The following is a 26732-nucleotide window of genomic DNA, read 5'->3' on the forward strand; positions in this document are numbered from 1 at the left end:
GATCTCCTAGGCGGCGTCTCCAAAATCTGGACGTCCAAACGCGTCAGCGGGAGCCGCGCTTGCCGCGCTGCTGGCCGAGGCCCATCTTTTTGGCGAGTTCGGAGCGCGCCGCCGCGTAGTTCGGCGCAACCATGGGGTAGTCGGACGGCAGGCCCCACTTCTCCCGGTACTCTTCCGGCGACATGTTGTACTGCGTGCGCAGGTGGCGCTTCAGCGACTTGAACTTTTTGCCGTCCTCAAGACAGACGATGTAGTCCGAATTGACGGACTTCTTGACCGGCACCGCAGGCTTCGGCGCCTCGGCGGCCGGCTCGGCGACTCCGGGGGAGACACGACTGAGCGCGGCGTGAACCTCGTTGATCAACGAAGGGAGATCCGCCGCCGAAATCGAGTTGTTGCTCACATAGGCCGACACGATCTCGGCGGCGAGCTCGATGTAATTGGCGGAAGGCGCGGTATCGCTCATGAAATCAGGTTCCAGAGTTTTGATGGGACACGACGGATTACCGTGGAAAACCATCTCCGCCGCGAATGTCTTTAGGCGACCTAAATCAGACCTGAAGCGCTACCGTTCGATCGATTCGAAGCCGATGTGACTGGTAGTTTGATAGACAACCGATTTCAGTGACGCAAGTTCTGCTCACAGTTTTCAAGCGCTTTTTGTTTGCCGATGCTCTCGATGACTGCGCGAAACCGCTCCGCATCATCGCAACACCGTCATCTTTCAAGTCCCGTCGACTGCAGGGCCGTTCCGCGCCCACGCAACGTCGACCGACGGGGTCTCCGCCTTCTTCCAGAGGATCGTTCATGACCGCTCCCGCCAGCGCCCCCCATGCTGACCGCCGCCCCTCCAGCAGGACCGTCCATGGCGTCGTCCTGGAGAATCCTTACGGCTGGTTGAAGGCGGAAAACTGGCAGGAGGCGATCCGCGACCCTTCCGTTCTGCCGGCTGACATCCGCGCCCATCTTGAGGCAGAGAACGCCTACGCCGCCCGCGTCCTCGGCCCGCTCGACGCGCTCAAGACGAGGCTGGTGGCGGAGATCCGCGGACGCATCAAGGAGGACGATTCCTCGGTGCCCGTGGACGACGGCCCCTTCGCTTACGCCGTGCGCCACCGCCAGGGCGGCCAGCATCCTCTCGTCGTGCGGCGGCCGCGCGCAGGCGGAGACGAGACCGTGCTGCTCGATGGCGACGCGCTTGCAAGAGGCCACGCCTTCTTCCAGCTCGGCTCCTGGCGCGTCTCGCCCGACCATGCGCTGCTCGCCTGGAGCGCCGACGACAAGGGCTCGGAGTTCCTGTCTATCCGCATCCGCGATCTCGCCACCGGCGAGGACCTCCCCGACGTCACGCCGGACTCGACCGGCGCGGCGGTCTGGTCGGCGGATGGGGCAAGCTACTGGTATGTCCGGCTCGACCAGCAGCACCGCGCGCTGGAAGTGTGGCGCCACGTTCTCGGCCAGCCCTCGGCGAGCGACATGCTCGTCTTCAAGGAGCAGGATCCCGGCTGGTTCGTGGGCGTCGAGGAGACGCGCTCCGGCGCCTTCTGCGTCATCACCGTCTCCGATCACGACACCACGGAATCGCATCTCATAGACCGCACAGCGTCTGCGTCGGCCCCGAGGCTGGTGCTAAAGCGCCAGGCCGGCGTGCGCTACGAACTCGACCACCACCCGGACCTCAACGGCCGCTCGACCCTTGTGCTCCGCACCAATGCGGACGGCGCGACCGACTTCAAGCTGCTCGCGGTGGAAGCCGATGATCCGACGGGCTCTGCGCGCGAGATCGTCGGCCACCGGCCGGGCGTCTACATCCTTGACCACGCGGTCACCGAGCGGCGGCTCGTACGGCTCGAACGCGTCGACGCCCTGCCCCGCATCGTGATCCGCGCGCTCGACGGCGGGGCGGAGCACGCGATCTCCTTCGATGAGGAGGCGTTTTCGCTGGGCCTCGACGCGCCGCGGGAGTTCAACTCGGACGTCGCGCGGTTCTCCTACTCGTCGCCCGCTACGCCGGCTGAGGTCTGGGATTATGACATGGGCAGCCGCGAGAGGACCTTCCGCAAGCGGCAGGAGATCCCCTCCGGCCACGATCCGAAGGATTACGTCGTGCGCCGCCTCTCCGCGCGCGCGCCGGACGGCGAGAGCGTGCCGATCACGATCATCCATAAAGCGGGCGTCCCGACCGACGGCTCGGCGCCCTGCCTGCTCTACGGCTACGGGGCCTACGGGATCTCGATCCCGGCGAGCTTCTCCGGGGCTCGCCTGTCGCTGGTCGACCGCGGCTTCGTCTATGCGGTCGCCCACATCCGCGGCGGGACCGAGAAGGGCTGGGGCTGGTATCTCGATGGCAAACTCGCGGCCAAGACCAACACTTTCACCGATTTCGTCGCGGCCGCCGAGACGCTGGTCGCCGAGGGATTCACGGCGAGCGGACGGATCGTCGCGCAGGGCGGATCCGCCGGCGGGATGCTGATGGGCGCGGTTGCCAACCTGCGGCCGGACCTGTTTGCGGGGATCGTCGCCGAGGTGCCCTTCGTCGACGTGCTCGCCACGATGCTCGACGACACCCTGCCGCTGACGCCGCCGGAATGGCCGGAATGGGGCGATCCGATCCGCGACAAGGAGGCCTTCCGCCGCATCCTGAGCTACAGCCCGGTCGACAACGTGGCGGCTCGCCCCTACCCGGCGATCCTGGCTCTCGCCGGTCTCACCGATCCACGCGTGACCTATTGGGAACCCGCCAAGTGGGTGGCGCGACTGCGCGAGGCGACGACCTCGGACCGTCCGATCCTACTGCGCACCAATATGGACGCCGGGCATGGCGGCGCGGCCGGCAGGTTCGACAGGCTCGAGGAGGTCGGTCTTGCCTACGCCTTTGCGCTACAGTCTGTCGGCCTAACCGACTGACGGCTAAGCGGGGCGAGACGCGCCGATTTCTTCGGCCGGCGCGTCCTCAAGCGCCAAAATCGCGGCGTCGAGCGCGTCCGCCTCGCTCGTCGGCGCGGTTCCGAGTCCAAGCTCGGCGTCTGGATCACCGCTCTCGCCGCGAGCGCGCGCCACCGTCGCCTTCAACTCCTCGATCGAGGAGAAATGGCGCGTCCCGTGTTCGGACTCGGCTTCGATCGCGCCGCCTTCGAGGAAGCGGTAGGTGACGCCGTTATGCTCGCCCTCGCGCAGCACGACGCGGGGCGGCTGGACCTCGGCCCGCGGCGCGGTTTCGGCGGCGCCGGGTTGGGTCGCCGGTTCAGCCGCGACAGGCGCCTGCGACGCGTGCGCGGCGGCTTCGCTTTCGGCTTTTGCACGGGCCTCGCGCCTCGCCCGCGCCCGCAACAGCCATTCCGGCGTCGTCGCGCCCGGCGAGTCCGAGGCTGTGGGCTCCGCTGCAGGCTCTGTCTTCGCCGCCTGAGCCGGCTCCGCCGGAGCCAGCGGCTCGGACGGGATTATAGGCTCCGCAACGAGCGCGGGCTTCTTTTCGATCGCAGCAGGCCGCGGCCGACGTTCGAGCGGCGCCAGCGTTACGGGCGTAGGCGGTTCCGCCGCGACAGGCCGAGCCGGCACGGGTTTGGGCGCGGCCGGCGGCGCAGACTCCGTAGGAGCAGTTTCGGAGACGGTCACGGGCTCCTCAGCCACGGGCTTTGGCGACTCAACGGCGACACCCGGCCGAGGCTCTTGCGCCGGCTTGGGCGATTTGGACGTCCTCGCATCAATCGAACGCGGAACAGGAAATTCCGCCGCGGGAGTCGCGGCAGGCCGAGATTCGCGTTTCGGGCGGGCGACCTGGACCGTAGGCCTCAGACCCCGCTTTACGGCCATCGCGGCTTCCGAGCGGGAGGGCGCGACGGGCGGCGGCGCGCGCTCCTCGATGCTTGCGGGCGGCTCCTGCAACGTCGGCGCGGTGGGCAAGGTCGGGCCGACGCGCGGCGCCGGCGCCTTGGCAGGCGCGGGAGCTATGATCGAGGGAGCTGGATCGGCCTCGGGTTCAGTCGCGGGCTCGCTCGCAGTGAAGCTCGCTGAAGTCGCGACCGGCTCCGTTCGCACTTCGAAAGCCCGGACGATCTGTCCGCCTGCACGCGAAACCGCCGCCGCGATCGCGCCGAGGCCGATCGACAGGACGCCGGCTCCGGCGAGCGTCGCGGCGATGTCGAGCGCGCCGAATCCATCAGCCCGGACGATGGTCAGCCCGCTCCAGCCGAGAAGCGCTGCGCCGAGCGCATACAGTACAAAGGGCATGACGAAGGGCATGGACGGATTGGGCCTCGTTCCGCGTCGGGCGTTCTTCATTCTTGACCCGGCGCGCCTTAGCGGCGGATGAAGCATGGCGGGCCCGCGGTCTTGTTGCCGCCTTGCCCGGCCTGCCTATCTACCGCTTGCAAGCCGCCGGGGGGAGTCAGCGCTGACGCGCCTCTTTCCCGCCGGGAATGAAACGAATCCCTTTCTCCGGAGATTTCGATGGCTTTCGAACTGCCTGAACTGCCTTACGCCTATGACGCGTTGCAGCCTTACATGTCGAAGGAGACCCTCGAGTTCCACCACGACAAGCATCACAACACCTATGTCGAGACCGGCAACAAGCTGCTCGCCGGATCGGGCCTCGAGGGCAAGTCGCTCGAGGAGATCGTGAAGGAGTCGCACGGCAAGAACGCGGCCCTCTTCAACAATGCCGGCCAGCACTACAACCACCTCCATTTCTGGAACTGGATGAAGCCGAACGGCGGCGGATCGATCCCCGGCGCGCTCGAGGCCAAGATCAAGGAGGATCTCGGCGGCGTCGAGAAGTTCAAGGAGGACTTCATCGAGGCCGGCAAGGGCCAGTTCGGCTCAGGCTGGGCGTGGCTCGCGCTGAAGGGCGGCAAGCTCGAGGTGATGAAGACCCCGAACGGCGAAAACCCGCTGGTCCACGGCGCGACCCCGCTGCTCGGCGTCGACGTCTGGGAGCACTCCTACTACATCGATTATCGCAACAAGCGTCCCGACTATCTCAAGGCGTTCATCGAGAATCTCGTGAACTGGGAATATGTCGAGAAGCTCTACTCCGAGGCGAAGTAACGTCTCTTGAATCTGAACGTGATCTGCGAACGGGGCCGAAAGGCCCCGTTTTCATGTCCAGTCGCTGGCGGCTGTGTCCGGCGATCGTCGCGGCTCACCTAGAACTTCTCTGCGGGAGCCGGCTCCGAAACGCCAAAAGAAAACGGGGACGCCCTTCGGCGTCCCCGTTTCCGTCGCATCCGGTTTAACCGAGAGGTTCGGTCGATCTCAGTACTTGGTGACCAGCGGAGCGGCCGCCGCAGTCGGCGTCCACAGCGGGATGATCACGCGACCCCAGAAACGGGTCTCCTTGCCGCCCAGGTTGCGCTGGTAGATGTCGCGCGTCACGTAGGCCTGCAGGATGGCCGGGCCGAAGTTGTAGCCGACGAGCGGACCCAGCGCGAACTGCTTGCCCTTGCCAGCCTGTCCGGTCGGGAGATCGTATTCGGTCGAGCCGAAGCCGACAGCGCCGACTTCCCAGTTGCCGAAGGTCTTGGTCGCGGTCAGGTCGATGCCGAGGCCGTTCGAGGTCTTGCCACCCGCGATACGATCGGTGTCGAAGGTGATGCTCCAGGTGACGTTCGCCGTGAGGTTCCAGCCGTCAGCCGTATAGCTCGCCGCGAAGTCCTGACGCCACGTGGTGGCGCGGACGCGGATGTCCTTCTCACCGACGTTGAAGTAGAAGCCGGAGGTGTAGCTGACGCCGATGCCGTTACCCAGATCCCAGGCCAGCGCGCCGGCCAGGAAGGGATTGTAGAGGCCGTAGTCGGAATTGTTGTTGCCGGGCGGGTCGATGTAGATGTTCGGCAGAGCGCCGAGGACCTGAACGTTCGCGCCGAGGACGGTCCAGGGCGTCGACCAAGCGATGACCGGCACGTCGACGAGGACGCCCGTGTCACGGCCGGGAACGCTACGCTCGCCCCAGCTGATGGTGTTGACGAAGTAAACGCCCTCGGGAAGAGGCGCGCCGCGAGCAAGACCGCTGGTCTCACCCGGCTGCTTCGTAAGGCCGGCGCTCGCGCCCACTGTCGTTGCGCCCCAAGCGACCGCGCCGATCGCCGCGATCTTGATTGCATTCTTCAGCATCTTGTTTTCCTCCGATCGGCGCCCTCCCGGGACGCCGCCTCTCCGAGTTCTTTCGCCAGTCGGTTCGGCGCGTTCCGTCCCCGAGCGAAGCATTCGGTTACAGAACCGATGGCTCAACAAGCGCCCCCGACTCGGCGCTGCTGAAAGGAGAGGACATTTTTTAGGCGGGTCTCGCTAGCCCAAACGGGATCGGGCTGTGCTGTTGCAGCCAAACTGTCGCCAAAATGTCGCAGCGTTGGGGCGGCCAAAATGAGGCGGTTGAGCCGCTTTTCGACGCCCGTTGAGCCACGAAGGTTCTGAGCAAATTATAAGCGTTACAATGAGTTGCTAAAAGCAGCGTGGGCGCCCAAGCCTTCATCGCAAGGTGTTCTGAGCGACCGTCAACCCCGCCATGCCCGCGACGCCTCCGATCGCCAAGTCGGGCGTCGCGACCTCATCCCAGCGGTATCCCAGAACCGCGCCGCGTCGTGATCCCGTCACGGTATTGCCGACGATCGTCGTCGGCCCGACTCCTTCGACCACCGAGACGCTGATTCCCACGTCGCATGAGCGGATCACGTTGCCGGATATCGTGACGTCCCGAAGGTACGGCCCCCACCCCGCGCTGACGCCTGCGGCCGCTGCGTTCTCGACGACGTTTCCGGTCACGGCGACGTCCGCCTCGACGCCGATGCCCTGCCCGTAGCTGTCGCCGGGGCCGTCGAGCTTCGGGCGCCGGAACAGGTTGCGCACGACATTGCCGACGACCGTTCCCATTCGGCCGCCCTCGTTGAAGTTTGCGACAGAAATCCCCGCCGCCGCGCCGTCGATCAGGTTTCCCGATATCACCGCGCCGGAGAAGCCGAATTCCGAATAGAGGCACGTCTCGCCGCTATCGAGGCAGAGGTTGTTCGAGATCATCACGTCGTCGGATTCGTGCGCCCGTACGGCGGTGAACGCGGAACGACGGATGGCGTTGCCGGAGATCATCACCCCCGACGCCTTGGAGACGTTGACCGCGTTGCCGTTCCATCCGAGGCCGCCATCGAGCGCGCCTGTGTCCTCGATGCGGTTGCGCGAGACGACCGATGGGTCGTCCCCTTTCGTCGTGCGGCGGATCAGGACGCCGTTGTTGCGGCAGCTGAGGATCGCGCAATCGGTAACCGAGACGCCGAGCCCGTCCATCGAAAACAGCGCCGCTTGGCGCGCGCCCTCGAACCGCGAGCCGCGAAGGGCGCCTCCGGAGCGACGCATCACCAGCGCACTCGCGCCGGCCCCGGAGACGACGACATCGTCGAGCGTCAGCGCCGCCACCCCGTCGGCTTCGATCAGCCCCGAATTCTGATCGGCTGGGATGTTCGACCCATGGAGCGTCAGGCCGCGCAGGGCGACGCGCTTCGCGCCTTTGGCGAAGAACAGCGGCGATGAGCCTACGAGCTCGATCCGTGTCGTTTCGCCGACGCCGATCAGGACTGCGCCGTCCGGTAGGGTCACCCCCGCCAGACGATAGAGACCGGGGCCAAGCGCGAGCGGCCGCCCCTCCCGCGCCGCGCGTTCCAGCGCTTTTGCGAACGCGCGGCTCTGGTCGCTCTCGCCGGGCTTCACGCCCAAAGCCCCGGCATCAAGCGCTCCGGGGCTCGCCTGGCCCCATGCCGGCGCCGCAGCGAGACCTGCGAACGCGGCGCTCACCGCAAGAAACCGCCGCCGCGTCGGCGCGCTGAGATCGTCGATCATGGACTGCAAGGACTTGCGCTCCCGGCCCCGCCTGAGCCAATTCATGCGCGCGCACGGTCCTCAACACCGCCGGCGCAGAAAGCGACCCTAGAGGCTTCGGGCTCTGACGGGGAGTATGCCCGGCGCCGCGCGTTCGGATACGGTTTCGCGAACAGGCTCAGGCCTAGGGCCATGGGATCGACATGACTTCCGCCCCTCAACGCCGTCGCGCGGACCTGCTGCTGGTCGAGCGCGGCTTCTTCGAGAGCCGCGCCCGCGCGCAGGCCGCGATCGCCGCGGGTCTCGTCTTCGCCGACGGCGTGGCTGTGCGCCGCGCCTCGGACGGGCTTGCGCCCCACGCGCTGATCGAGGCCAGCCTGGAGCACCCTTACGTCTCGCGCGGCGGCGTGAAGCTCGCTTACGCGCTCGATCATTTCGCGATCGACGTCACGGACGCCCATGCGCTCGACGTCGGCGCTTCGACCGGCGGCTTCACCGAGGCGCTGCTCGCGCGGGGCGCGGCGCATGTGACCGCCGTCGACGTCGGCCGCGGCCAGTTGCATGAGCGGCTGAAGGGGGACCGCCGCATCCTCTCTCTCGAGGCGACCGACGTAAGGGAGCTGTCGCCGAACACCCTCCCGGAGCCGCCGTCCATCGTGACGATCGATGTCAGCTTTGCGCCGCTCGCCGTCGTGCTGCCGCCGGCGCTTGCTCTCGCCGCGCCGCAGGCGACCCTGATCGCGCTGGTGAAGCCCCAGTTCGAGGCGGGCCGAAAGGACATCGGCAAGAACGGCGTGGTGAAGGACGAGGCTGTCCGCGTGCGGGTGGTCGAGGCCGCGGAGGCGCTGATCGCTTCGCTCGGCTTCGCGCATCTCGGGACCGCGACGTCGCCGATCGCCGGCGGCGACGGCAATGTCGAATACCTCATCGCGGCGGAGAGGCGCATTGGCTGAGACTCTCCGGATCGACCATCTCGGCCACCGCGGCGACGGTGTGGCGTTCACCGGTTCCGGTCAGGCGTTCGTAGCGCGGGCGCTTGCGGGCGAACTGGTCGAGGTCGAGCGCGACGGCCAGCGCGCGCGCCTCCTTCGCGTCGTCGAGCCCTCGCCCAACCGCGTCGAGGCCTACTGTCCGCATGTCGGTTATTGCGGCGGCTGCGCGACGCAGGAGCTGGCGCAGGGTCCGGCGCTGGACTGGAAGCGCGACCTGCTCGTGGACGCCTTCCGGCGCGAAGGGATCGACGCCGCCGACCGGATCGGCGCAACCATCGACGCCCATGGCGCCGGGCGACGGCGCGCGACGTTCCATGCCCGCGCCGGAGCGGACGGCAAGCTGGCCATCGGCTTCGCGGAGGCGCGCAGCCACGCGATCGCGGAAATTGCGGGCTGTCCGCTGTTCGCGCCGGGCCTGCGCGGCGCGTTGTCGGCCGCCCGCGCCGTGGCTGAGGCGTTGAGGGGCAAGGGGAAGCCGCTCGATCTTGCTGTCACCGCGACCGACTCGGGGATGGATCTCGACGTGCGCGGCTTGGGCCCGCTGCCCGAGGCCCTGCGGCTGAAGCTCGTCTTGCTCGCCGAGCGCTTCGACCTCGCGCGGCTTTCGATCCATGGGGAGGTCGTCGTCGAGCGGCGCAAACCAGTCCTGTTCGTCGGGCGGGCGACGCTGAACCCGCCGCCCGGCGGCTTCCTGCAGGCGACGGCGTTCGGAGAGGATACGCTGGCGCGGCTTGTCGTCGGGGCCATGGCCAAGGCGAAGCGGGTCGCCGACCTGTTCTGCGGCTCGGGCGCCTTCGCGTTGCGGCTCGCGGAGGCCGCCGAGACGTTCGCGGCGGACGCCGACAAGCCCGCCGTCGCGGCGCTCGCACAGGCCGCGAAGGGAGCGCAGGGGCTGAAGCGGGTGACGGCGGAAGCGCGCGACCTGTTCCGCCGCCCGCTGACGTCGGCAGAGCTCGCCCGCTTCGACGCCGTGACCTTTGACCCGCCGCGCGCAGGCGCCGAGGCGCAGGCGCGGGCGCTTGCGGCCTCGAAGGTAAAGCGGGTCGTCGCCGTCTCGTGCAGCGCTGCGACACTCGCGCGCGACTCCGGGATCCTGATCGGCGGCGGCTATCGACTCGAGCGCGTCACGCCGGTCGACCAGTTCCGCCACTCGGCCCATATCGAGGCGGTGGCGGTGTTCTCGAAGTAATCGGCCGAAGCGGCTGGCGACCCCAGCCGCCTACCGCGGTTCGAGAGGCGGCATCAGTCCGAGATTGGCCATCAGACGCTTGGCGCGTGCGACCGTGTCCTCGGCCGACGCGCCTTGACCGCCGGTCTCGATGATCGCGAAGATCATGCTTCGCGGGCCGCGATCGACCCATCCGACAGCCCAGGCGACGTCAGGGCAGGCGCCGGTTTTGACCACGAAGTTCGCGTCGCCGATCCGCTCGGCCGCCAAGAGCTCCGCGGTGCGGGCCTGCGATTCCGCCGTCGTCGGCAATTCGCCGCGCTTCAGCCGCGCCAGGAACTCCACCTGCTCGACGGGGCTCAACGTCAGCTGGGGCTGGGGTTGCAACCCCGTTGGATGCGGCCGATTGGCGATCTGCTCGGCGTCGCCATAGCGCATCGCGCCGAGCGCCTTCACGAAATTGTCCGGCCCGACGCGACGCGCGATTTCCTCATAGACCCACGGTACGGGACGCCGGAACGCGTCCTTCAGAGTCACGCCCTCCGGCGGATCGCCCGCGACCGGCGGCTGACGACGCACCGGCGCGTTCGTGTCCGGCGCGACGCCTCGATCCAGCGCCACGACGTTGGTCGCGATGTCGAGCGTCGCGCAGGGCGGCAGACGACGCGCACAGTCCATCCGGTCCGAGGTCGCGGTTTCCGCGCCGGGCGCGACGTCGCGCAACGCCGCGCATGCCTCGACGCCTGCAAAGGCGGCGGCGAACGCGGTCGGCAAATCGGCAGGACCCTGCGCCCCGGCAGGAGCGGCGGCGAACGACAGGGCCATCATTATCGAAGTGGCAAGAACGCCGGCGCGGATCGCGTTTCCCCTGATGTTTGCTGTCCGTGTTCGAATTCCGACCGCCCCCGCGGACCCGAACGCATTTGCGATCTAACTAGTCTATCCCAGCGAGGCGGAAAGTGCGCGCAAAACCGTGATCTCGGGGGATGCTCGGGTAGCCGTGACGCGTTGTCGGAGCCGAACTCGCTTGCTAAGACTGCCTGCGATGCAGGCTCGCCCGCCGAACAGGCGCCGGCGGCTTTCAGCGGACAGGGGGCGTTCGGACCAGCAGTGGAATATTTCGCCCAGCAGCTGATCAACGGGGTGACGCTCGGCTCGATCTACGGCCTGATCGCGATCGGCTACACGATGGTCTACGGGATCGTCGGCATGATCAATTTCGCCCATGGCGACGTGTTCATGGTCGGCGGCTTCCTCGCGCTGATCGCCTGGCTCGCGCTGACCGCGATGGGCGTCACCGCCGTCCCGGTCGCGCTCGCCCTCGTCCTGGTGCTCGCGATGGCGTTCACCGCGCTCTACGGCTGGACGGTGGAGCGGCTCGCCTACCGTCCCTTGCGTGGCTCCTTTCGGCTGGCGCCGCTCATCTCGGCGATCGGCATGTCGATCCTGCTGCAGAACGCCGTGCAGGTGGCTCAAGGCCCCCGCGTCAAACCGCTGCCGCCGGTCGTGCCGGGCAATTTCTTCCAGAGCGAGGGCGCAGGCGGCTTCGTCGTGGCGATCTCGAATGTCCAGGTCATCATCGTCGCCACCACGCTCGTGCTGATGGTGGCGTTCTCGCTGCTCGTCGCGAAGACCCCGCTCGGCCGCGCCCAGCGCGCCTGCGAGCAGGACCGCAAGATGGCCTCGCTGCTCGGAATCGACGTCGACCGGACGATCTCGCTGACCTTCGTAATGGGGGCGGCGCTCGCCTCCGTCGCGGGGCTCATGTACCTGCTCTATTACGGCGTCGTGGATTTCTACATCGGCTTCGTCGCGGGCGTGAAAGCGTTCACCGCGGCCGTGCTCGGCGGCATCGGCTCGCTCCCCGGGGCGATGATCGGCGGCCTGCTGATCGGCCTGATCGAGACCTTCTGGTCTGCCTATTTCTCGGCCGAGTACAAGGACGTCGCGGCGTTCTCGATCCTGATCGTGGTGCTCATCTTCATGCCCTCCGGCCTGCTCGGCCGTCCCGAGGTGGAAAAGGTTTGAGCGCGCGCGCAGCAGGCGGAGCCGCCTTCGCCGAGGCGCTGCGCGATGCAGGCGTCGCGGGGCTGATCACGCTCGGGCTCGCCGCCCCGATGCTTGGCCTCGTCACCGTCACGAAGCCCGAAGGCTTGAAGCTCGATCCGCACTGGCCGCGCGTCGCGGTCGCGGTCGCGATCGTCTTCGTCGGACGGCTGATCCTCAACCTCACGATCTGGAAGCCGGGTCGCCCGCCAAAGACACTTGTGAAGCCAAAGCTCGAAGCGCGGCTGTCGAAGCTGGCCAAGCTCCTCGCGCCGGCCGCCATCCTGTTTGCGATCGCCCTGCCCTTCTTGCCCGGCGTCGAGCGCTATGCCGTCGATCTCGGCATCCTGGTGCTCACCTATGTCATGCTCGGCTGGGGGCTGAACATCGTGGTCGGCCTGGCGGGGCTGCTCGACCTCGGCTACGTCGCCTTCTATGCGGTCGGCGCGTATTCCTACGCGCTGCTCGCGCAGCATTTCGGGCTCGGCTTCTGGGCCTGCCTTCCGCTCGCGGGCATCCTCGCCGCCTTCTGGGGCGTGCTGCTCGGCTTCCCCGTGCTGCGCCTGCGCGGCGACTACCTCGCGATCGTCACGCTCGCCTTCGGCGAGATCATCCGCCTCGTGCTGCTCAACTGGTACTGGGTCACGGGCGGACCAAACGGCATCACCGGCATCCCCCGGCCGAGCTTCTTCGGGCTCGAATTTAAAGCCGGACCCGACGGCTTCGCGGCGACCTTTGGGCTGCCCTTCTCAGGGCTGCACCGCATCATCTTCCTCTATTACCTGATCCTCGCGCTCGCGCTGATCACCAACTACGTCGTGATCCGCCTGCGACGGTTGCCGATCGGCCGGGCGTGGGAGGCGCTGCGCGAGGACGAGATCGCCTGCCGCTCGCTCGGCATCAACACTGTCAACACCAAGCTGACGGCGTTCGCTCTCGGCGCGATGTTCGCGGGCTTCGCGGGCTCGTTCTTCGCGACGCGGCAGGGCTTCATCAGTCCCGAAAGCTTCGTCTTCATGGAAAGCGCGCTGATCCTCGCGATCGTCGTGCTCGGTGGCATGGGCTCGCAGTTCGGCGTGGCCGTCGCGGCGCTGGTGATGATCGGCGGCTTCGAGCTGTTCCGCGAGTTCAAGGACTACCGGCTGATCGTGTTCGGCGCCGTCATGGTGCTGATCATGGTGTGGCGGCCGCGCGGGCTCGTCTCGACGCGCTCGCCGACCGTGTTCCTCAAGGAAAAGAAAGCGATCTCAGGCTCCCTCGTGCAGGAGGGCCAGGGTTGAGCCGCGGGCATCCGGACGCGCCGACGCTACCCGATGACGTCCTGTTGCGCGTTGAGCGGCTCACCATGCGCTTCGGCGGGCTGGTTGCGGTGAATGCAGTGTCGTTCGACGTCCGCCGCGGCGAGATTACTGCGCTGATCGGCCCGAACGGGGCCGGCAAGACCACCGTCTTCAACTGCATCACCGGCTTCTACAAACCGACCGTCGGCCGCCTGACGCTGAACCGCGGCGACCAGAGCTTTCTCCTGGAGCGGCTGCGCGACCACGAGATCTCGCGCCGCGCCGGCATCGCCCGCACCTTCCAGAACATCCGCCTGTTCGGCGGCATGACGGTGCTCGAAAACCTGCTGGTCGCCCAGCACGCGCCGCTGATGAAGGCATCGGGCATGACCGTGCTTGGCGTGCTGCGTTTTCCGGGCTTCGCCAAGGCCGAGCGAGCAGCGATCGAGAAGGCCAAAGGCTGGCTGGAGCGCATCGGTCTGATCGACCGCGCCGACGACCCCGCCGCGGACCTGCCTTACGGCGACCAGCGCCGGCTGGAGATCGCGCGCGCGATGTGCACCGATCCGGTCGTGCTCTGCCTCGACGAGCCGGCGGCCGGCCTCAATCCGAGCGAGAGCGCCGACCTCAACGCGCTGCTGCGCTCGATCCGCGCCGAAGACGGCGTCGCGGTGCTGCTGATCGAGCACGACATGAGCGTGGTGATGGAGATCTCCGACCATGTGGTCGTGCTCGATTACGGCCGGCTGATCTGCGACGGGACGCCGGCCCTGGTGCGCGAGGATCCCAAGGTGATCGCCGCCTATCTCGGCGTCGACGACGAGGAGGTCGAGCAGGTCGAGCGCGAGATCGAGGAGCGTGCGTCTTGAGCGCTCTGCTCTCCATCAAGGGCGTCACCGCCTATTACGGCGCGATCGCGGCGCTGAAGGGCGTCGACGTCGATGTCGCCGAAGGCGAGATCGTGACGCTGATCGGCGCGAACGGCGCCGGCAAGTCGACGCTGATGATGACGATCTTCGGCCAGCCCCGGGCTCGCGACGGCTTGATCACCTTCGACGGACACGACATCACGCGCACGCCGACGCACGAGATCGCGCGGCTGAAGATCGCGCAGTCGCCAGAGGGACGGCGCATCTTCGGCCGCATGACGGTGGTCGAGAACCTGCAGATGGGCGCGGCGGTCACCAAATTCGCGCATTACGACGAGGACCTCGCCCGCATCTTCGCGATCTTCCCCCGGTTGAAGGAGCGCGCCGGTCAGCGCGGCGGCACGCTCTCGGGCGGCGAGCAGCAGATGCTCGCGATCGGCCGCGCGCTGATGAGCCGTCCGCGCCTCTTGATGCTCGACGAGCCGTCGCTCGGCCTCGCGCCGCTGATCGCCAAGCAGATCTTCTCGGTCGTCGAGGAGCTCAACCGGACGGAGCGGCTGACCGTCTTTCTGGTGGAGCAGAACGCCTATCACGCGCTGAGGCTCGCCCATCGCGGCTACGTCATGGTCAATGGCCGCATCACGATGTCGGGCGGCGGCCGCGAGCTGCTGGAGCGGCCGGAGGTGCGCGCCGCCTATCTCGAAGGGGGCCGCTAGATGGGCGTGATCTGGGAGGTCTCGCTCGGCGAGTTCGTCTTCGTCACGCTGATCCTCGGCGGCGGCGCGGCCTGGCTGGCGGGGCGCGGCGTCGCTCTGTCCTGGGATTCGATGTCGAAGGCCGCGGTCTGGATGCTGCCGCTCGCAGCCGTCGTCCGCTTCATCCATTACGCGCTGTTCAGCGGAAACCTGCTGACGCTCCATTTCTTCATCGTCGACCTCGTCGTTCTGATCGCGATGGCGGTCGCCGGCTGGCGCGTCACACGCACGAGCCAGATGACCCGGCAATATGACTGGCTCTACGACCGGGCCGGCCCGTTCAGCTGGCGCCCCAAAAGTTGAACTTCGGGACGCGACGCGGAACAATGACTAAGGACCAACGCCAAAGGGCTGCGGAAGCGACTGCCGAAGACTTTTCCAGAACAGCAATCTGAAGGGACGTTCGGACATGAAGAGACATCTCGCGGCCGCGATCGGCGCGGCGCTCGGCCTCGTCCTCTCAGGCCCCGCCTACGCAGACATCATCGTCGGCATCGCAGGCCCGATGAGCGGCGAGAACGCCGTGTTCGGCGGCCAGATCCGCAACGGCGCCGAGCAGGCCATCGAGGACATCAACGCCGCGGGCGGCGTCAACGGCGAGAAGCTGGTCGCCAAGATCGGCGACGACGCATGCGACCCGAAGCAGGCGGTCAACGTCGCGAACCAGCTCGCCGGCGACGGCGCCAAGTTCGTGGTCGGGCACTATTGCTCGGGCTCGTCGATCCCCGCTTCCGCGGTCTACGCCGAGGAAGGCATCATCGAGATCTCTCCCGCCTCGACCAACCCCGTGTTCACCGACAAGCGGCCTGGCCCGACGATCTATCGCGTCTGCGGCCGCGACGACCAGCAGGGCGCGATCGCCGGCAAGTACCTCCTCGACCAGTACAAGGACAAGAAGGTCGCGGTGGTTCACGACAAGTCGTCCTACGGCAAGGGTCTTGCGGACGAGACGCTGAAGGCTTTCCAGGCCGGCGGAGCCAAGGAAGCGCTCTACGAGACCATCACGCCGAGCGAGAAGGACTATTCGGCGCTCGTCTCCAAGCTGAAGCAGGCCAACGTCGACGCCGTCTATTTCGGCGGCTACTACCAGCAGGCCGCTCTCCTCGTGCGCCAGATGCGCGATCAGGGCCTGCAGGCCAAGCTGCTTGGCGGCGACGCGCTGCAGTCGAACGAGTTCCTCGGCATCACCGGCAAGGGCGGCGAAGGCGTGATGTTCACCTTCCCGCCGGACCAGACCAAGCTCTCCTCCGCCGCCGCCGTCGTGGAGAAGTTCAAGACCAAGAAGATCGCGCCGGAAGGCTTCACGCTCTACAGCTACGCCGCGGTCCAGATCTGGGCCAAGGCCGCGACGGACGCGAAGTCGACCGAGGGCGAGGCCGTCTCCGCCGAGATGAACAAGCAATCGTTCAACACGATCGTCGGCGACATCAAGTTCGACGCCAAGGGCGACCCGACGGTGGCCGGCTTCGTGTTCTACGAGTTCAAGGACGGCGCCTACACCCAGATGTGAGGCTTACCGTGACGAACGAAGGAGGCCCGCCAGTCAGGCGGGCCTTTTTCATTGCCCGCAGCGCATTTCTCAAAGGGACTACTTGTGAGCGACGAAGACATCACCCGCGACAGCAACGGCGCAGAGCTCAACGACGGCGACAGCGTCACGCTGATCAAGGACCTCAAGGTCAAAGGCTCTTCGGAGACCATCAAGCGGGGCACGCTGGTGAAGAACATCCGCCTCACCGCTAAGCTCGACGAAATCGAGTGCAACACCAAGCAGGTGAAGGGCCTCGTGCTGCGGACGGAGTTTTTGAAGAAGGCGTGACAGGCACGTCACCGGCTTCAGGCCTCGTTCTCACCCCAGCCGCGCCAGCCCCGGGAACGTCTCCAGCAGCCAGAACGACGCGGTTGTCGTCCAGCCTGCGAGGAAGGCGATCCCGGTCAGCACTAGCAGGCCGCCCATCACCTTCTCCACCGCACCGAGATGGCTGCGGAAGCGCTTCATAAAGCGAACGAAGGGGCCCATCGCAAAGGCCGCGATCAGGAACGGCACGCCGAGGCCTGCCGCGTAGATCGCGAGCAGCCCTGCCCCCTTGGCGACCGTCGCTTCGGAGGCCGCCACCGCGAGCACGGCCGCGAGCACCGGGCCGATGCAGGGCGTCCAGCCGAAGGCGAACGCGAGGCCCATCACATAGGCGCCCCAAAGTCCGACGGGCTTCTCGACGTCGATCCTGGTGTCGCGCATCAAAAACGGGATCTTGAAGGCGCCGAGGAAGTGCAGCCCCATCACGATGATCGCGATCCCCGCCACGGTCGCGAGCAGCGGGGCGTGGCTGAGCAGCAGCCCGCCGAGCGCCGACGCCGTTGCGCCGAAGGCGATGAAGACGGTCGCGAAGCCGAAGACGAACAGCAGCGCCGCGGCGATCGTGCGGGCGGCCACGGCGCGCGGCCTGTCGCTCGCCGTCAGCGCGTCGAGCGAGGCGCCCGCGAGAAAGCAGAGATAAGGCGGCACCAGCGGCAGCACGCAGGGGCTGAGAAAGCTCAGCGCCCCGGCGCCGAACACGGCCGGAAGGGTGATGTTTGAAATCATCGCGAGGCTTTAGCGCGCGGACGACCGCGACGGAAGCGGGCTGCGGCATCGTGATCGGCGCGGGGCGTCGTCCTTAACGAGCTTTGCATCCGTCGCCCTTGCCGCTCGCTCAAGCGCCGCGCTAGAAGACGCGCCAATCCCATTTCCCGCGCGGGCGCCACGCCTCGCGCCGACAGTCGAAGCGAGCCCCCGGACGCCATGGCCCAGCGCGAATTCATCTATCACATGTCCGGCGTGTCGAAGCAGTTCGGCGCCGGCAAGAAGACGCTCGATAACGTCCACCTGTCCTTCTACCCGGACGCCAAGATCGGCATCCTCGGTCCTAACGGCGCGGGCAAGTCGACGCTGCTGAAGATCATGGCCGGGATCGACAAGGAATACACCGGCGAGGCTTGGGCCGCGAAGGGCGCGCGCATCGGTTACCTCGAGCAGGAGCCGCAGCTCGACCAGACGAAGAACGTCCGCGAGAACGTCATGGACGGCGTCAAGGAGAAGACCGCGATCCTCGAAAAATATAACGAGCTCGCGATGAACTACTCCGAAGAGACCGCCGACGAGATGACGGAGCTCCAGGACCGCATCGAGGCGCTCGGCCTCTGGGACCTGGACAGCAAGGTGGAGCAGGCGATGACCGCGCTCGGCTGCCCGCCGGACGACTGGAGCATCGACAAGCTTTCGGGCGGCGAGAAGCGCCGCGTCGCGCTTTGCCAGCTGCTGCTCTCCGAGCCAGATCTGTTGCTGCTCGACGAGCCGACCAACCATCTCGACGCCGAGACCGTGTCCTGGCTGGAGAACCACCTCCGCAATTTCCCCGGCGCGATCCTGATCGTCACCCACGACCGCTATTTCCTCGACAACGTCACGGGCTGGATCCTCGAGATCGACCGCGGCAAGGGCATTCCCTACGAGGGGAACTATTCCTCCTGGCTGGTGCAGAAGCAGAAGCGCATGATCCAAGAGAACCGCGTGGAGGAGGCGCTGCAGCGCACCCTCCAGCGCGAGCAGGAGTGGATGGGTCGCAGCCCGAGCGCCCGGCAGGCCAAGAACAAGGCGCGCATCCAGCGCTACGACGACCTGGTCGCGAAGGCCTCCGAAGGCGGCCCGACGACGGCGCAGATCGTCATCCCGATTTCCGAGCGCCTCGGCCAGAACGTGGTCGAGTTCGACGGGCTCTCGAAGGGCTTTGGCGACAAGCTCCTCATCGAGGACCTCACCTTCAAGCTGCCGCCCGGCGGCATCGTCGGCGTCATCGGCCCGAACGGCGCCGGCAAGACAACGCTGTTCCGCATGATCACGGGGCAGGACAAGCCGGACGGCGGCTCGATCAAGGTCGGCGAGACCGTTCATCTCGGCTATGTCGACCAGTCCCGTGACGCGCTCGACGCCAGCAAGAACGTTTGGGAGGAGATCTCCGGGGGCACCGAGGTGATCCATCTCGGCAAGCGCGAGGTGAACTCGCGGGCCTATGTCGCCGCCTTCAACTTCAAGGGCGCGGCCCAGCAGAAGAAGGTGGGTGACCTCTCCGGCGGCGAGCGCAACCGAGTGCATCTCGCGAAGATGCTGAAATCAGGCGCAAACGTGCTGCTGCTCGACGAGCCGACGAACGATCTCGACGTCGAGACCCTGCGGGCGCTCGAAGAGGCGCTCGAGGAATACGCGGGCTGCGCGGTCATCATCAGCCATGACCGCATGTTCCTCGACCGCATCGCGACGCACATGCTGTCCTTCGAGGGCGAGAGCCACGTCGAATGGTTCGAGGGCAACTTCCACGATTACGAGGAAGACAAGAAGCGCCGCCTCGGCCCGGACGCGGTCGAGCCCAAGCGCATCAAATACCGTCAGTTCGCGCGGTGATAGGATGGGTTAGGATGCCGTTCGGGAGGACTCGGATGGCGACCTATTCCCTGCATGCCGCTCAGGAAGAGCTCGACGACCTGATCGATCGCAGCGAAAAAGGCGAGACGGTCGGCATCCTGCGCTCATCCGGCCGCCGCGTTAGCCTCGTCGCTCTTGCAGCGGAGCGGGCCCGGCTGGCGGATGGGCCCGCCGAATGACGCTCCGCGAGGACTGGTCCGCCTCGACCTATCTCCGCTTCGAGGACGAGCGGACGCGACCGGCGGCGGATCTGCTGGCGCGGGTCGCCCTGGAGCGCCCGCGAAAAATCTTCGACATCGGCTGCGGGCCGGGCAATTCGACCGAACTGCTCGCCCGGCGCTTTCCCGACGCGGAGGTCGTCGGCGTCGATTCCTCGCCCGACATGCTCGCGGCCGCCTGCGAACGCTTGCCAGAAGCGCGTTTCGTTGAGGCCGACGTCGCGACGTGGAAGCCCGAGGCGCCCGCCGACCTGATCTTCGCGAACGCCGTCCTGCAGTGGCTGCCGGACCACGAGACGCTGCTGCCGCGCCTCGTGAAATCGCTCGCCTTCAACGGCGTCCTCGCCGTCCAGATGCCGGACAACCGCTCGGAGCCGTCGCATGTCGCGATGGCTGAGGTGGCGAGGAATCCGGCATGGGCGGCGCGCATCGCGCATGCCGGCGCCGCGCGGACCGACATCCTCTCGGCGGAGGGCTATTACGACCTCCTCATGCCACATTCCTCCGCGGTCGACGTGTGGCGGACGACCTATGTGCACCCGCTCGACGGCGCGGACGCGATCGCCGACTGGTGTCGTTCCACGGGCCTGAGACCCTTTCTCGATCCGCTCGACGAGGCGGAGCGCGAACGCTTCCTCGCGCTCTATGTCGAGCGTCTGCGCGCCTATTATCCCGAGCGTGCCGGCGGCAAGGCGCTGCTGCGCTTCCCCCGGATCTTTGTGGTCGCGACGCGCAAATGAACGAGCTCCCGCTCGCTGTCGAGCCGCCGAAGATCCATCGCGCCCGCACCCTTCCCGCGCGGCTTGCGATGACGCTTGGGGCTTCCGGCGAAGGCTTCGAGACGATGCCGGTCGCCTCTATCGAACTACGGCTCGATGGGATCGCGGGCGGCGGCCATGTCGGGTTCGTCAGGCGCGCCGGCGGCCGCGAGCCCTGGTATCCGCGCGGCGCCGAGATGCGTTCGGGCCGGCAGGTCACGGTCATCTCGGTCGAGGATCTGGCCGAGATCGCGGCCGCGATGGACCTACCGGCGCTGGAGCCGGGCTGGATCGGCGCCGATCTCGTGCTTGAGGGCCTCCCGCGCCTGTCTTTCCTGCCTGCGGGGACGCGGCTCTTCCTTGATGGCGGAGCCTCGCTCGTCGTCGAGGCGCAGAACGCGCCATGCCGCGACGCCGGACGCGCCGTCGCGCGCCACACCGGGCGACCGGGCGACGACCTCGGCTTCCCGAAGGCCGCGAAGCGTCTGCGTGGCCTCGTCGCCTCCGTGGAGAGGCCAGGCGTTGCCATGGCGGGCACGGACATGAAGGTCCGCCTTCCCGAACAGTGGATCTACTGATCGACGCGTCGCGTGTTGCGCCGCGATGAGAAATCACATAAAGACATCTTTATGTCTTTTTCGACGCTGCGCGCGCCTGCTTTGTCGCTCGACTCCGCCCTCGCCGCCTTGCGCGCGGCGGGCGAGCCGACGCGGCTGCGCATCCTCGCTCTTCTGACGGAAGGCGAACTCTCCGTCAGCGACCTCACCGATATTCTGGGCCAGAGCCAGCCACGCATCTCGAGGCACCTGAAGCTGCTCGTCGAGGCCGGGCTGATCGAGCGTCACCGCGAAGGCGCCTGGGCGTTCTTCCGGCTCGCCGACGGTTCTGCCGAAGGCGTCGGTCTCGCCGCCGCGCTTGCTTTCCTCGACCGCGACGACCCGGCGCTCCTGCGCGATCGCGAACGGCTCGACTCGGTAAGAGCCGGACACCATGAGACCGCGGCGCAATACTTCTCGGCGAACGCGGCGTCATGGGACGGCGTGCGCGGGCTCCACGTCTCGGAAACGGATGTCGAGCGCGCGATCCTTGATGCAGTCGGAACCGCGCGTATCGAAGCCGCGCTCGATCTCGGCACCGGCACGGGACGGATGCTCGAACTGCTGAGCCCTCATGTCGGGCGCGCGGTCGGAGTCGACTCGAACCGCGACATGCTGGCGCTCGCCCGCGCGAACCTTTCGCGCGCCAGCGTGACCAACGTGCAGGTCCGCCAAGGGGACATTTTCGCCCTCCCCGTCCCGGCCGAATCGTTCGACCTTGTCGTCATCCATCAAGTGCTGCACTTCCTCGACGACGCGCCGCGGGCTCTGCGCGAGGCGGCGCGCACGCTGCGTCCTGCGGGGCGCATGCTGATCGTTGATTTCGCGCCGCATGGCATCGAGCATTTGCGCGAAGCGCACGCGCACCGCCGTCTCGGCTTCGCGCATGAGACGATGTCGGGCTGGCTCGCCGCGGTCGGGCTCGACCTCGTCGCGCATTCCACCCTTCCGCCGCCCGACGGGGCGGACGACAAGCTCACCGTTTCGCTCTGGCTGGCGCGCGACCCGCGCTTCGTGTCGGACGCGCTTCCCACTCCCTCGGACTTCGAGGTCGCATGATGCCGAACGATCGTCTTTCCCGTACGAGCCGGCGCCCGATCCGCGTCTCCTTCGAGTTCTTCCCGCCGAAGACGCCGGAGATGGAGGAGACGCTGTGGCGTTCGATCGAGCGTCTGTCCCCGCTTCAGCCCACCTTCATGTCGGTGACCTACGGCGCCGGCGGCTCGACGCGCGAGCGCACCCATTCCACCGTCGCGCGCATGGTGAAGGAAACAGACATCCAGCCGGCCGCCCACCTCACCTGCGTATCGGCGACCAGGGAAGAGGTGGACGCGGTCGTCGACAGCTATCGGGAGGCGGGCGTGCGCCACATCGTGGCGCTGCGCGGCGATCCTGCGGGCGGCGTGGGTGCGGCGTTCGAGCCGCATCCCGGCGGCTACGCCTCGACTGCCGATCTCGTCGCGGGCATTCGTCGTCGCGCGCCGGAGATCGAGATGTCGGTCTCGGCTTATCCCGAGAAGCATCCGGAGAGTCCCAGCGTCGATGCCGACTTCGACGTGCTGAAGGCCAAGGTCGACGCCGGCGCGACACGCGCCATCACCCAGTTCTTCTTCGACAACAACCACTATCTCCGCTACGTCGACGAAGCGCGAAAGCGCGGCATCCACATCCCGATCATTCCCGGCATCGTCGCGGTGTCGAACTTCAAGCAGACCGCGAATTTCGCGACGAAGGCCGGCGCGAGCGTTCCGGACTGGTTCGCCGCGCGGTTCGAAGGGCTTGAGAACGACCCCTCCACCCGCCAGCTTGTGGCGGCGGCGGTCGCAGCCGAACAGGTGCTCGACCTCGTCGACCATGGCGTGAAGGATTTTCACTTCTACACCATGAACAAGGCCGACCTCGTCTACGCCGTCTGCCACCTCCTGGGCGTGCGGCCGGAGGTCGGCGCCGCGGCGAAGGCGGCGGCGGCTTGAGTGATCAGGGACGAAGGACAGAGACCATGACCGACGTCGAAGCCAAGATCCGCAAGCTCGCATCCGAGCGCATCCTCGTGCTCGACGGCGCGATGGGCACGATGATCCAGCAGCGGAAGTTCTCGGAAGAGGATTTCCGGGCGCAGCGGTTCACGGAGTGGAACCGCGACGTCAAGGGCAACAACGACCTGCTGATCCTGACGCAGCCGGACTGCATCCGCGACATCCATCTCGAATATTTCCGCGCCGGCGCCGATATCGTCGAGACCAACACCTTCTCCTCGACCACGATCGCGCAGGCCGATTACGGCATGGAGGCGCTCGCTCACGAGTTGAACGTCGAGGGCGCGCGGCTCGCGCGGCAGGCCGGCGATATCGCGGAGAAGGAAGACGGCCGGCCGCGTTTCGTCGCGGGCACGCTCGGGCCAACGAACCGCACGGCGTCGATCTCGCCGGACGTCAACAATCCGGGCTTTCGCGCCGTCACCTTCGACGAACTCGCGACGGCCTATGGCGAGGCCGCGCGGGGCCTGCTCGAGGGCGGCGCCGACATTCTGCTGGTCGAGACGATCTTCGATACGCTCAACGCCAAGGCCGCGATCTTCGCGATTGAGGAGATCTTCGCCGAGCGCGGCTCCCGTGTTCCGGTGATGATCTCCGGCACGATCACCGACCTCTCCGGACGCACGCTTTCCGGCCAGACCCCGACCGCGTTCTGGAACGCGCTCAACCATGCGCGGCCGATCTCGTTCGGGTTGAACTGCGCGCTCGGCGCGAAGGAAATGCGCGGCCACGTCGCCGAGCTTAGCCGCGTCGCCGACACGCTGATCTGCGCCTATCCGAACGCCGGCCTTCCGAACGAATTCGGTCTCTATGACGAGAGCCCGGAGGCGATGGCCGAGCTCGTCGGCGAGTTCGCCTCCTCCGGGCTCGTCAACATCGTGGGCGGCTGCTGCGGCACGACGCCGGCGCATATCGCGGCGATCGCGGAGGCCGTGAAGGGCAAGGCGCCGCGCCAGATCCCCGAGATCGCGCCCAAGATGCGGCTGTCGGGGCTCGAGCCGTTCGAGCTCGTGGCGTGAGATCGAAGCACGCGCCCCGCCTGACTACCCCTTCTCTCACGACGGAACGCTCATGACCTCCGCCGCCTCAAGCTTCGTCAATGTCGGCGAGCGCACGAACGTCACGGGCTCGGCCAAGTTCCGCAAGCTCATCACAGCGGGCGACTACGCGGCCGCGCTCGACGTGGCGCGCGAGCAGGTCGAGAACGGCGCGCAGATCCTCGACGTGAACATGGACGAAGGCCTTCTCGACTCCGAGAAGGCGATGACCGAATTCCTCAACCTCATCGCGGCCGAGCCGGACATCGCGCGCGTCCCCGTCATGATCGACTCGTCCAAGTGGACGGTGATCGAGGCGGGCCTGAAATGCGTGCAGGGCAAGTCGATTGTGAACTCGATCTCGCTCAAGGAGGGCGAGGAGAGCTTTATCCATTACGCGAAGAAGGTGCGGGCTTACGGCGCGGCCGTCGTCGTCATGGCGTTTGATGAGCAGGGCCAGGCGGACACCTTCAAGCGCAAGACCGAGATCTGCGCGCGCGCCTACAAGATCCTCGTCGAGCAGGTCGGTTTCCCCCCGCAGGACATCGTGTTCGACCCCAACGTGTTCGCGGTCGCCACAGGGATCGAGGAGCATTCGAATTACGGCGTCGACTTCATCGAGGCGACGAAGTGGATCCGTGAAAACCTGCCCCACGCCCACATCTCGGGCGGCGTCTCCAACCTCAGCTTCGCCTTCCGCGGCAACGAACCGGTGCGCGCGGCGATGCACTCGGTCTTCCTCTACCACGCGATCCGCGTCGGCATGGATATGGGCATCGTCAATGCGGGCGCCTTACCCGTCTATGACGACATCGACCCGGAGCTGCGCGAGCTCGCCGAAGACGTGGTGCTGAACCGCCGCGCGGATTCGACCGACCGGCTGCTCGCCGTCGCCGACAAGTTCAAGGGCGGCAAGCAGGAAGCCCGCGTGGTCGACACCAAGTGGCGGGAGCAGCCGGTCTCCAAGCGGCTGGAGCACGCGCTTGTCCACGGGATCACCGAGTTCATCGACGCCGACACCGAAGAGGCCCGCGCGCAGGCGGAGCGGCCGCTGCACGTGATCGAAGGCCCGCTGATGGATGGCATGAACGTCGTCGGCGACCTGTTCGGGTCAGGCAAGATGTTCCTGCCGCAGGTGGTGAAATCGGCGCGCGTGATGAAGCAGGCAGTGGCCTACCTCATGCCGTATATGGAGGAGGAGAAGCGCCTCAATGGCGGCTCGCAGCGTTCCGCCGCGGGCAAGATCCTGATGGCGACGGTCAAGGGCGACGTCCACGACATCGGCAAGAATATCGTCGGCGTCGTGCTCCAGTGTAACAATTACGAGGTCATCGACCTCGGCGTCATGGTGCCGGTGACGAAGATCCTCGCCGCGGCGAAGGAGCACGAGGTCGACGTTATCGGCCTTTCCGGCCTGATTACGCCCTCGCTCGACGAGATGGTGACGGTCGCCTCCGAGCTGGAGCGCGAAGGCTTCGACGTGCCCCTGCTGATCGGCGGCGCGACCACGTCGAAGATCCACACCGCTGTGAAAATCAATCCGGCCTACGACCGCGGCCAGGCTGTGCACGTGATCGACGCCAGCCGCGCCGTCGGCGTCGTCTCGCAGTTGCTCTCGAAGGAGAACAGGGAGGCGTACGCCTCCGGCATCCGCGCCGACTATCTCGAGCTCGCCGAACGCCACGCCCGTACGCAGGAGGACAAGGTCCGCAGCCCGATCGCGGCTGCGCGCGCGAACCGTCTGCAGATCGACCTCGACAAGGTGGCGTCGAAGCCGACGTTCCTCGGGACGAAGGTGTTCAAGGAGATTCCGCTCGACACGCTGATTCCCTTTATCGACTGGACGCCGTTCTTCCAGACCTGGGAACTAAAGGGCCGCTATCCGGAAATCCTGACTGACGAGAAATACGGCGAGGCCGCGCGCAACCTGTTCGAGGACGCGACCGCTATGCTTCGCCAGATGGCGGAAGAGAAGTGGCTTGAGGCGCGCGCCGTCATCGGCTTCTGGCCCGCGACCGCGCGCGGCGACGACATCGTCCTGTTCACTGACGACGACCGCAGCCAAGAGCTCGCCACGCTCCACACGCTCCGCCAGCAGATGGCGCGCACCAAGGACAAGCCGAACCTCGCGCTTTCCGACTTCATCGCGCCGGAGGAGTCAGACGTCGCGGACTATATCGGCGGCTTCGCGGTGACCGCGGGCATCGGCGAGGAGGCGGTCGCCCAGCGCTTCGCCCGCGCCAATGACGATTACGGCGGGATCCTCGCTAAAGCCCTCGCCGACCGCCTCGCCGAGGCCGCTGCCGAGTGGATGCACGCCGAGGTCCGCCGCACACACTGGGGCTACGCCGCTGATGAAACGCTCTCGAACGAGCAGATCATCGCCGAGGAGTATCAGGGCATCCGCCCTGCGCCGGGCTATCCCGCGCAGCCCGACCACACTGAAAAGGCGACGCTATTCGAGCTGCTCGACGCGCCTGAGGCGATCGGCCTGACGCTGACGGAGTCCTACGCGATGTGGCCGGGCTCGGCGGTCTCTGGCCTCTATTTCAGCCACCCGCAGAGCCGCTATTTCGGGCTCGGCAAGATCGACCGCGACCAGACGGTCGACTACGCCGGTCGCAAGGGCATGAGCACCGACCAGATGGAGAAGTGGCTCGCGCCGGTGCTGAACTATGACCCGAACCGGCAGGCGAAGATCGCGGCGGAGTGAGG

General features: G+C 67.1%; 23 protein-coding genes and 1 pseudogene. 18 read left to right on the top strand and 6 right to left on the bottom strand.

Features of this window, described 5'->3' with window-relative positions:
* Positions 1–43: 43 nt before the first annotated feature.
* The gene (locus EYR15_RS01575) at positions 44–466 is read right to left on the bottom strand and encodes a Ros/MucR family transcriptional regulator (RefSeq protein ID WP_131001131.1); all 423 of its coding nucleotides are present in this window, start codon (positions 464–466) and stop codon (positions 44–46) included.
* A gap of 341 nt (positions 467–807) precedes the next feature.
* Here EYR15_RS01575 and EYR15_RS01580 point away from each other — a divergent pair, with 341 nt between their 5' ends.
* A complete protein-coding gene (locus EYR15_RS01580; protein WP_131001132.1) occupies positions 808–2907 on the top strand; it encodes a S9 family peptidase in 2100 nt (699 codons plus the stop codon).
* 3 nt (positions 2908–2910) lie between these two features.
* On the opposite strand, the gene EYR15_RS01585 is transcribed toward EYR15_RS01580, so the two are convergent.
* A complete protein-coding gene (locus tag EYR15_RS01585; protein ID WP_131001133.1) occupies positions 2911–4242 on the bottom strand; it encodes a hypothetical protein in 1332 nt (443 codons plus the stop codon).
* A 207-nt stretch (positions 4243–4449) separates the two neighbouring features.
* Here EYR15_RS01585 and EYR15_RS01590 point away from each other — a divergent pair, with 207 nt between their 5' ends.
* Positions 4450–5046 carry a superoxide dismutase gene (locus EYR15_RS01590; RefSeq protein ID WP_131001134.1) on the top strand — a complete coding sequence of 199 codons (597 nt, stop codon included), beginning with the start codon at positions 4450–4452 and terminating at the stop codon, positions 5044–5046.
* Positions 5047–5253: 207 nt separating this feature from the next.
* Here EYR15_RS01590 and EYR15_RS01595 read toward each other — a convergent pair whose 3' ends face one another.
* Positions 5254–6111 carry a transporter family protein gene (locus EYR15_RS01595; RefSeq protein ID WP_131001135.1) on the bottom strand — a complete coding sequence of 286 codons (858 nt, stop codon included), beginning with the start codon at positions 6109–6111 and terminating at the stop codon, positions 5254–5256.
* A 354-nt stretch (positions 6112–6465) separates the two neighbouring features.
* Entirely contained in the window at positions 6466–7824 is a 1359-nt protein-coding gene (locus tag EYR15_RS01600) for a TIGR03808 family TAT-translocated repetitive protein (protein WP_131001576.1), read from the bottom strand.
* Positions 7825–8006: 182 nt separating this feature from the next.
* Here EYR15_RS01600 and EYR15_RS01605 point away from each other — a divergent pair, with 182 nt between their 5' ends.
* Positions 8007–8756, top strand: a complete 750-nt coding sequence (locus tag EYR15_RS01605) for a TlyA family RNA methyltransferase (protein ID WP_131001136.1) — start codon at positions 8007–8009, stop codon at positions 8754–8756.
* Complete coding sequence (locus EYR15_RS01610) at positions 8749–9984, top strand: class I SAM-dependent RNA methyltransferase (protein WP_245498092.1); 1236 nt, start codon at positions 8749–8751, stop codon at positions 9982–9984. The genes EYR15_RS01605 and EYR15_RS01610 overlap by 8 nt, the downstream gene beginning before the upstream one ends.
* Positions 9985–10014: 30 nt before the next feature.
* Here EYR15_RS01610 and EYR15_RS01615 read toward each other — a convergent pair whose 3' ends face one another.
* Positions 10015–10788: a penicillin-binding transpeptidase domain-containing protein gene (locus tag EYR15_RS01615; protein WP_165455393.1), complete on the bottom strand. Its 774-nt coding sequence runs from the start codon at positions 10786–10788 to the stop codon at positions 10015–10017.
* A gap of 285 nt (positions 10789–11073) precedes the next feature.
* On the opposite strand from EYR15_RS01615, the gene EYR15_RS01620 reads away from it, so the two are divergent.
* From EYR15_RS01620 to EYR15_RS01650, 7 genes are all read left to right on the top strand, one after another.
* Complete coding sequence (locus EYR15_RS01620) at positions 11074–11991, top strand: ABC transporter permease subunit (protein WP_131001139.1); 918 nt, start codon at positions 11074–11076, stop codon at positions 11989–11991.
* Positions 11988–13289, top strand: a complete 1302-nt coding sequence (gene livM / locus EYR15_RS01625) for a high-affinity branched-chain amino acid ABC transporter permease LivM (RefSeq protein WP_131001140.1) — start codon at positions 11988–11990, stop codon at positions 13287–13289. The genes EYR15_RS01620 and livM overlap by 4 nt, the downstream gene beginning before the upstream one ends.
* On the top strand, positions 13286–14158 hold the full coding sequence (locus EYR15_RS01630) for an ABC transporter ATP-binding protein (protein WP_280986906.1): 873 nt from the start codon (positions 13286–13288) through the stop codon (positions 14156–14158). The genes livM and EYR15_RS01630 overlap by 4 nt, the downstream gene beginning before the upstream one ends.
* Positions 14155–14874 carry an ABC transporter ATP-binding protein gene (locus tag EYR15_RS01635; RefSeq protein ID WP_131001141.1) on the top strand — a complete coding sequence of 240 codons (720 nt, stop codon included), beginning with the start codon at positions 14155–14157 and terminating at the stop codon, positions 14872–14874. The genes EYR15_RS01630 and EYR15_RS01635 overlap by 4 nt, the downstream gene beginning before the upstream one ends.
* Positions 14875–15216, top strand: coding sequence for a DUF6867 family protein (locus EYR15_RS01640; protein ID WP_131001142.1), 342 nt, complete (start codon positions 14875–14877; stop codon positions 15214–15216). It begins immediately after the preceding gene.
* Positions 15217–15322: 106 nt separating this feature from the next.
* The gene (locus EYR15_RS01645) at positions 15323–16423 is read left to right on the top strand and encodes a branched-chain amino acid ABC transporter substrate-binding protein (protein WP_131001143.1); all 1101 of its coding nucleotides are present in this window, start codon (positions 15323–15325) and stop codon (positions 16421–16423) included.
* An 84-nt stretch (positions 16424–16507) separates the two neighbouring features.
* Entirely contained in the window at positions 16508–16732 is a 225-nt protein-coding gene (locus tag EYR15_RS01650; protein WP_131001144.1) for an alkylphosphonate utilization protein, read from the top strand.
* A 30-nt stretch (positions 16733–16762) separates the two neighbouring features.
* On the opposite strand, the gene EYR15_RS01655 is transcribed toward EYR15_RS01650, so the two are convergent.
* Positions 16763–17497, bottom strand: a complete 735-nt coding sequence (locus EYR15_RS01655; protein ID WP_131001145.1) for a cytochrome c biogenesis CcdA family protein — start codon at positions 17495–17497, stop codon at positions 16763–16765.
* A gap of 198 nt (positions 17498–17695) precedes the next feature.
* Between EYR15_RS01655 and ettA the strand changes: the two genes are divergently transcribed.
* The 7 genes and pseudogenes from ettA (at position 17696) to metH (ending at position 26730) form a co-directional block, all read left to right on the top strand.
* Positions 17696–19351, top strand: a complete 1656-nt coding sequence (gene ettA, locus EYR15_RS01660) for an energy-dependent translational throttle protein EttA (RefSeq protein WP_131001146.1) — start codon at positions 17696–17698, stop codon at positions 19349–19351.
* Between the two features lie 35 nt (positions 19352–19386).
* Positions 19387–19551, top strand: a complete 165-nt coding sequence (locus EYR15_RS16925; RefSeq protein WP_165455394.1) for a hypothetical protein — start codon at positions 19387–19389, stop codon at positions 19549–19551.
* On the top strand, positions 19548–20330 hold the full coding sequence (tam, locus tag EYR15_RS01665; RefSeq protein WP_131001147.1) for a trans-aconitate 2-methyltransferase: 783 nt from the start codon (positions 19548–19550) through the stop codon (positions 20328–20330). The genes EYR15_RS16925 and tam overlap by 4 nt, the downstream gene beginning before the upstream one ends.
* Positions 20327–20926, top strand: a complete 600-nt coding sequence (locus EYR15_RS01670; RefSeq protein WP_131001148.1) for an MOSC domain-containing protein — start codon at positions 20327–20329, stop codon at positions 20924–20926. Before tam ends, EYR15_RS01670 begins: the two co-directional genes overlap by 4 nt.
* 51 nt (positions 20927–20977) lie before the next feature.
* Complete coding sequence (locus EYR15_RS01675; protein WP_131001149.1) at positions 20978–22003, top strand: ArsR/SmtB family transcription factor; 1026 nt, start codon at positions 20978–20980, stop codon at positions 22001–22003.
* Complete coding sequence (gene metF / locus EYR15_RS01680) at positions 22003–22917, top strand: methylenetetrahydrofolate reductase [NAD(P)H] (RefSeq protein ID WP_131001150.1); 915 nt, start codon at positions 22003–22005, stop codon at positions 22915–22917. Before EYR15_RS01675 ends, metF begins: the two co-directional genes overlap by 1 nt.
* Before the next feature lie 26 nt (positions 22918–22943).
* Positions 22944–26730 (top strand): annotated as a pseudogene (gene metH / locus EYR15_RS01685) (methionine synthase).
* Positions 26731–26732 lie beyond the last annotated feature (2 nt).

This window comes from Hansschlegelia quercus (genome assembly GCF_004310425.1).
In the GTDB taxonomy this organism is placed as follows: Bacteria; Pseudomonadota; Alphaproteobacteria; order Rhizobiales; family Methylopilaceae; genus Methylopila; species Methylopila quercus.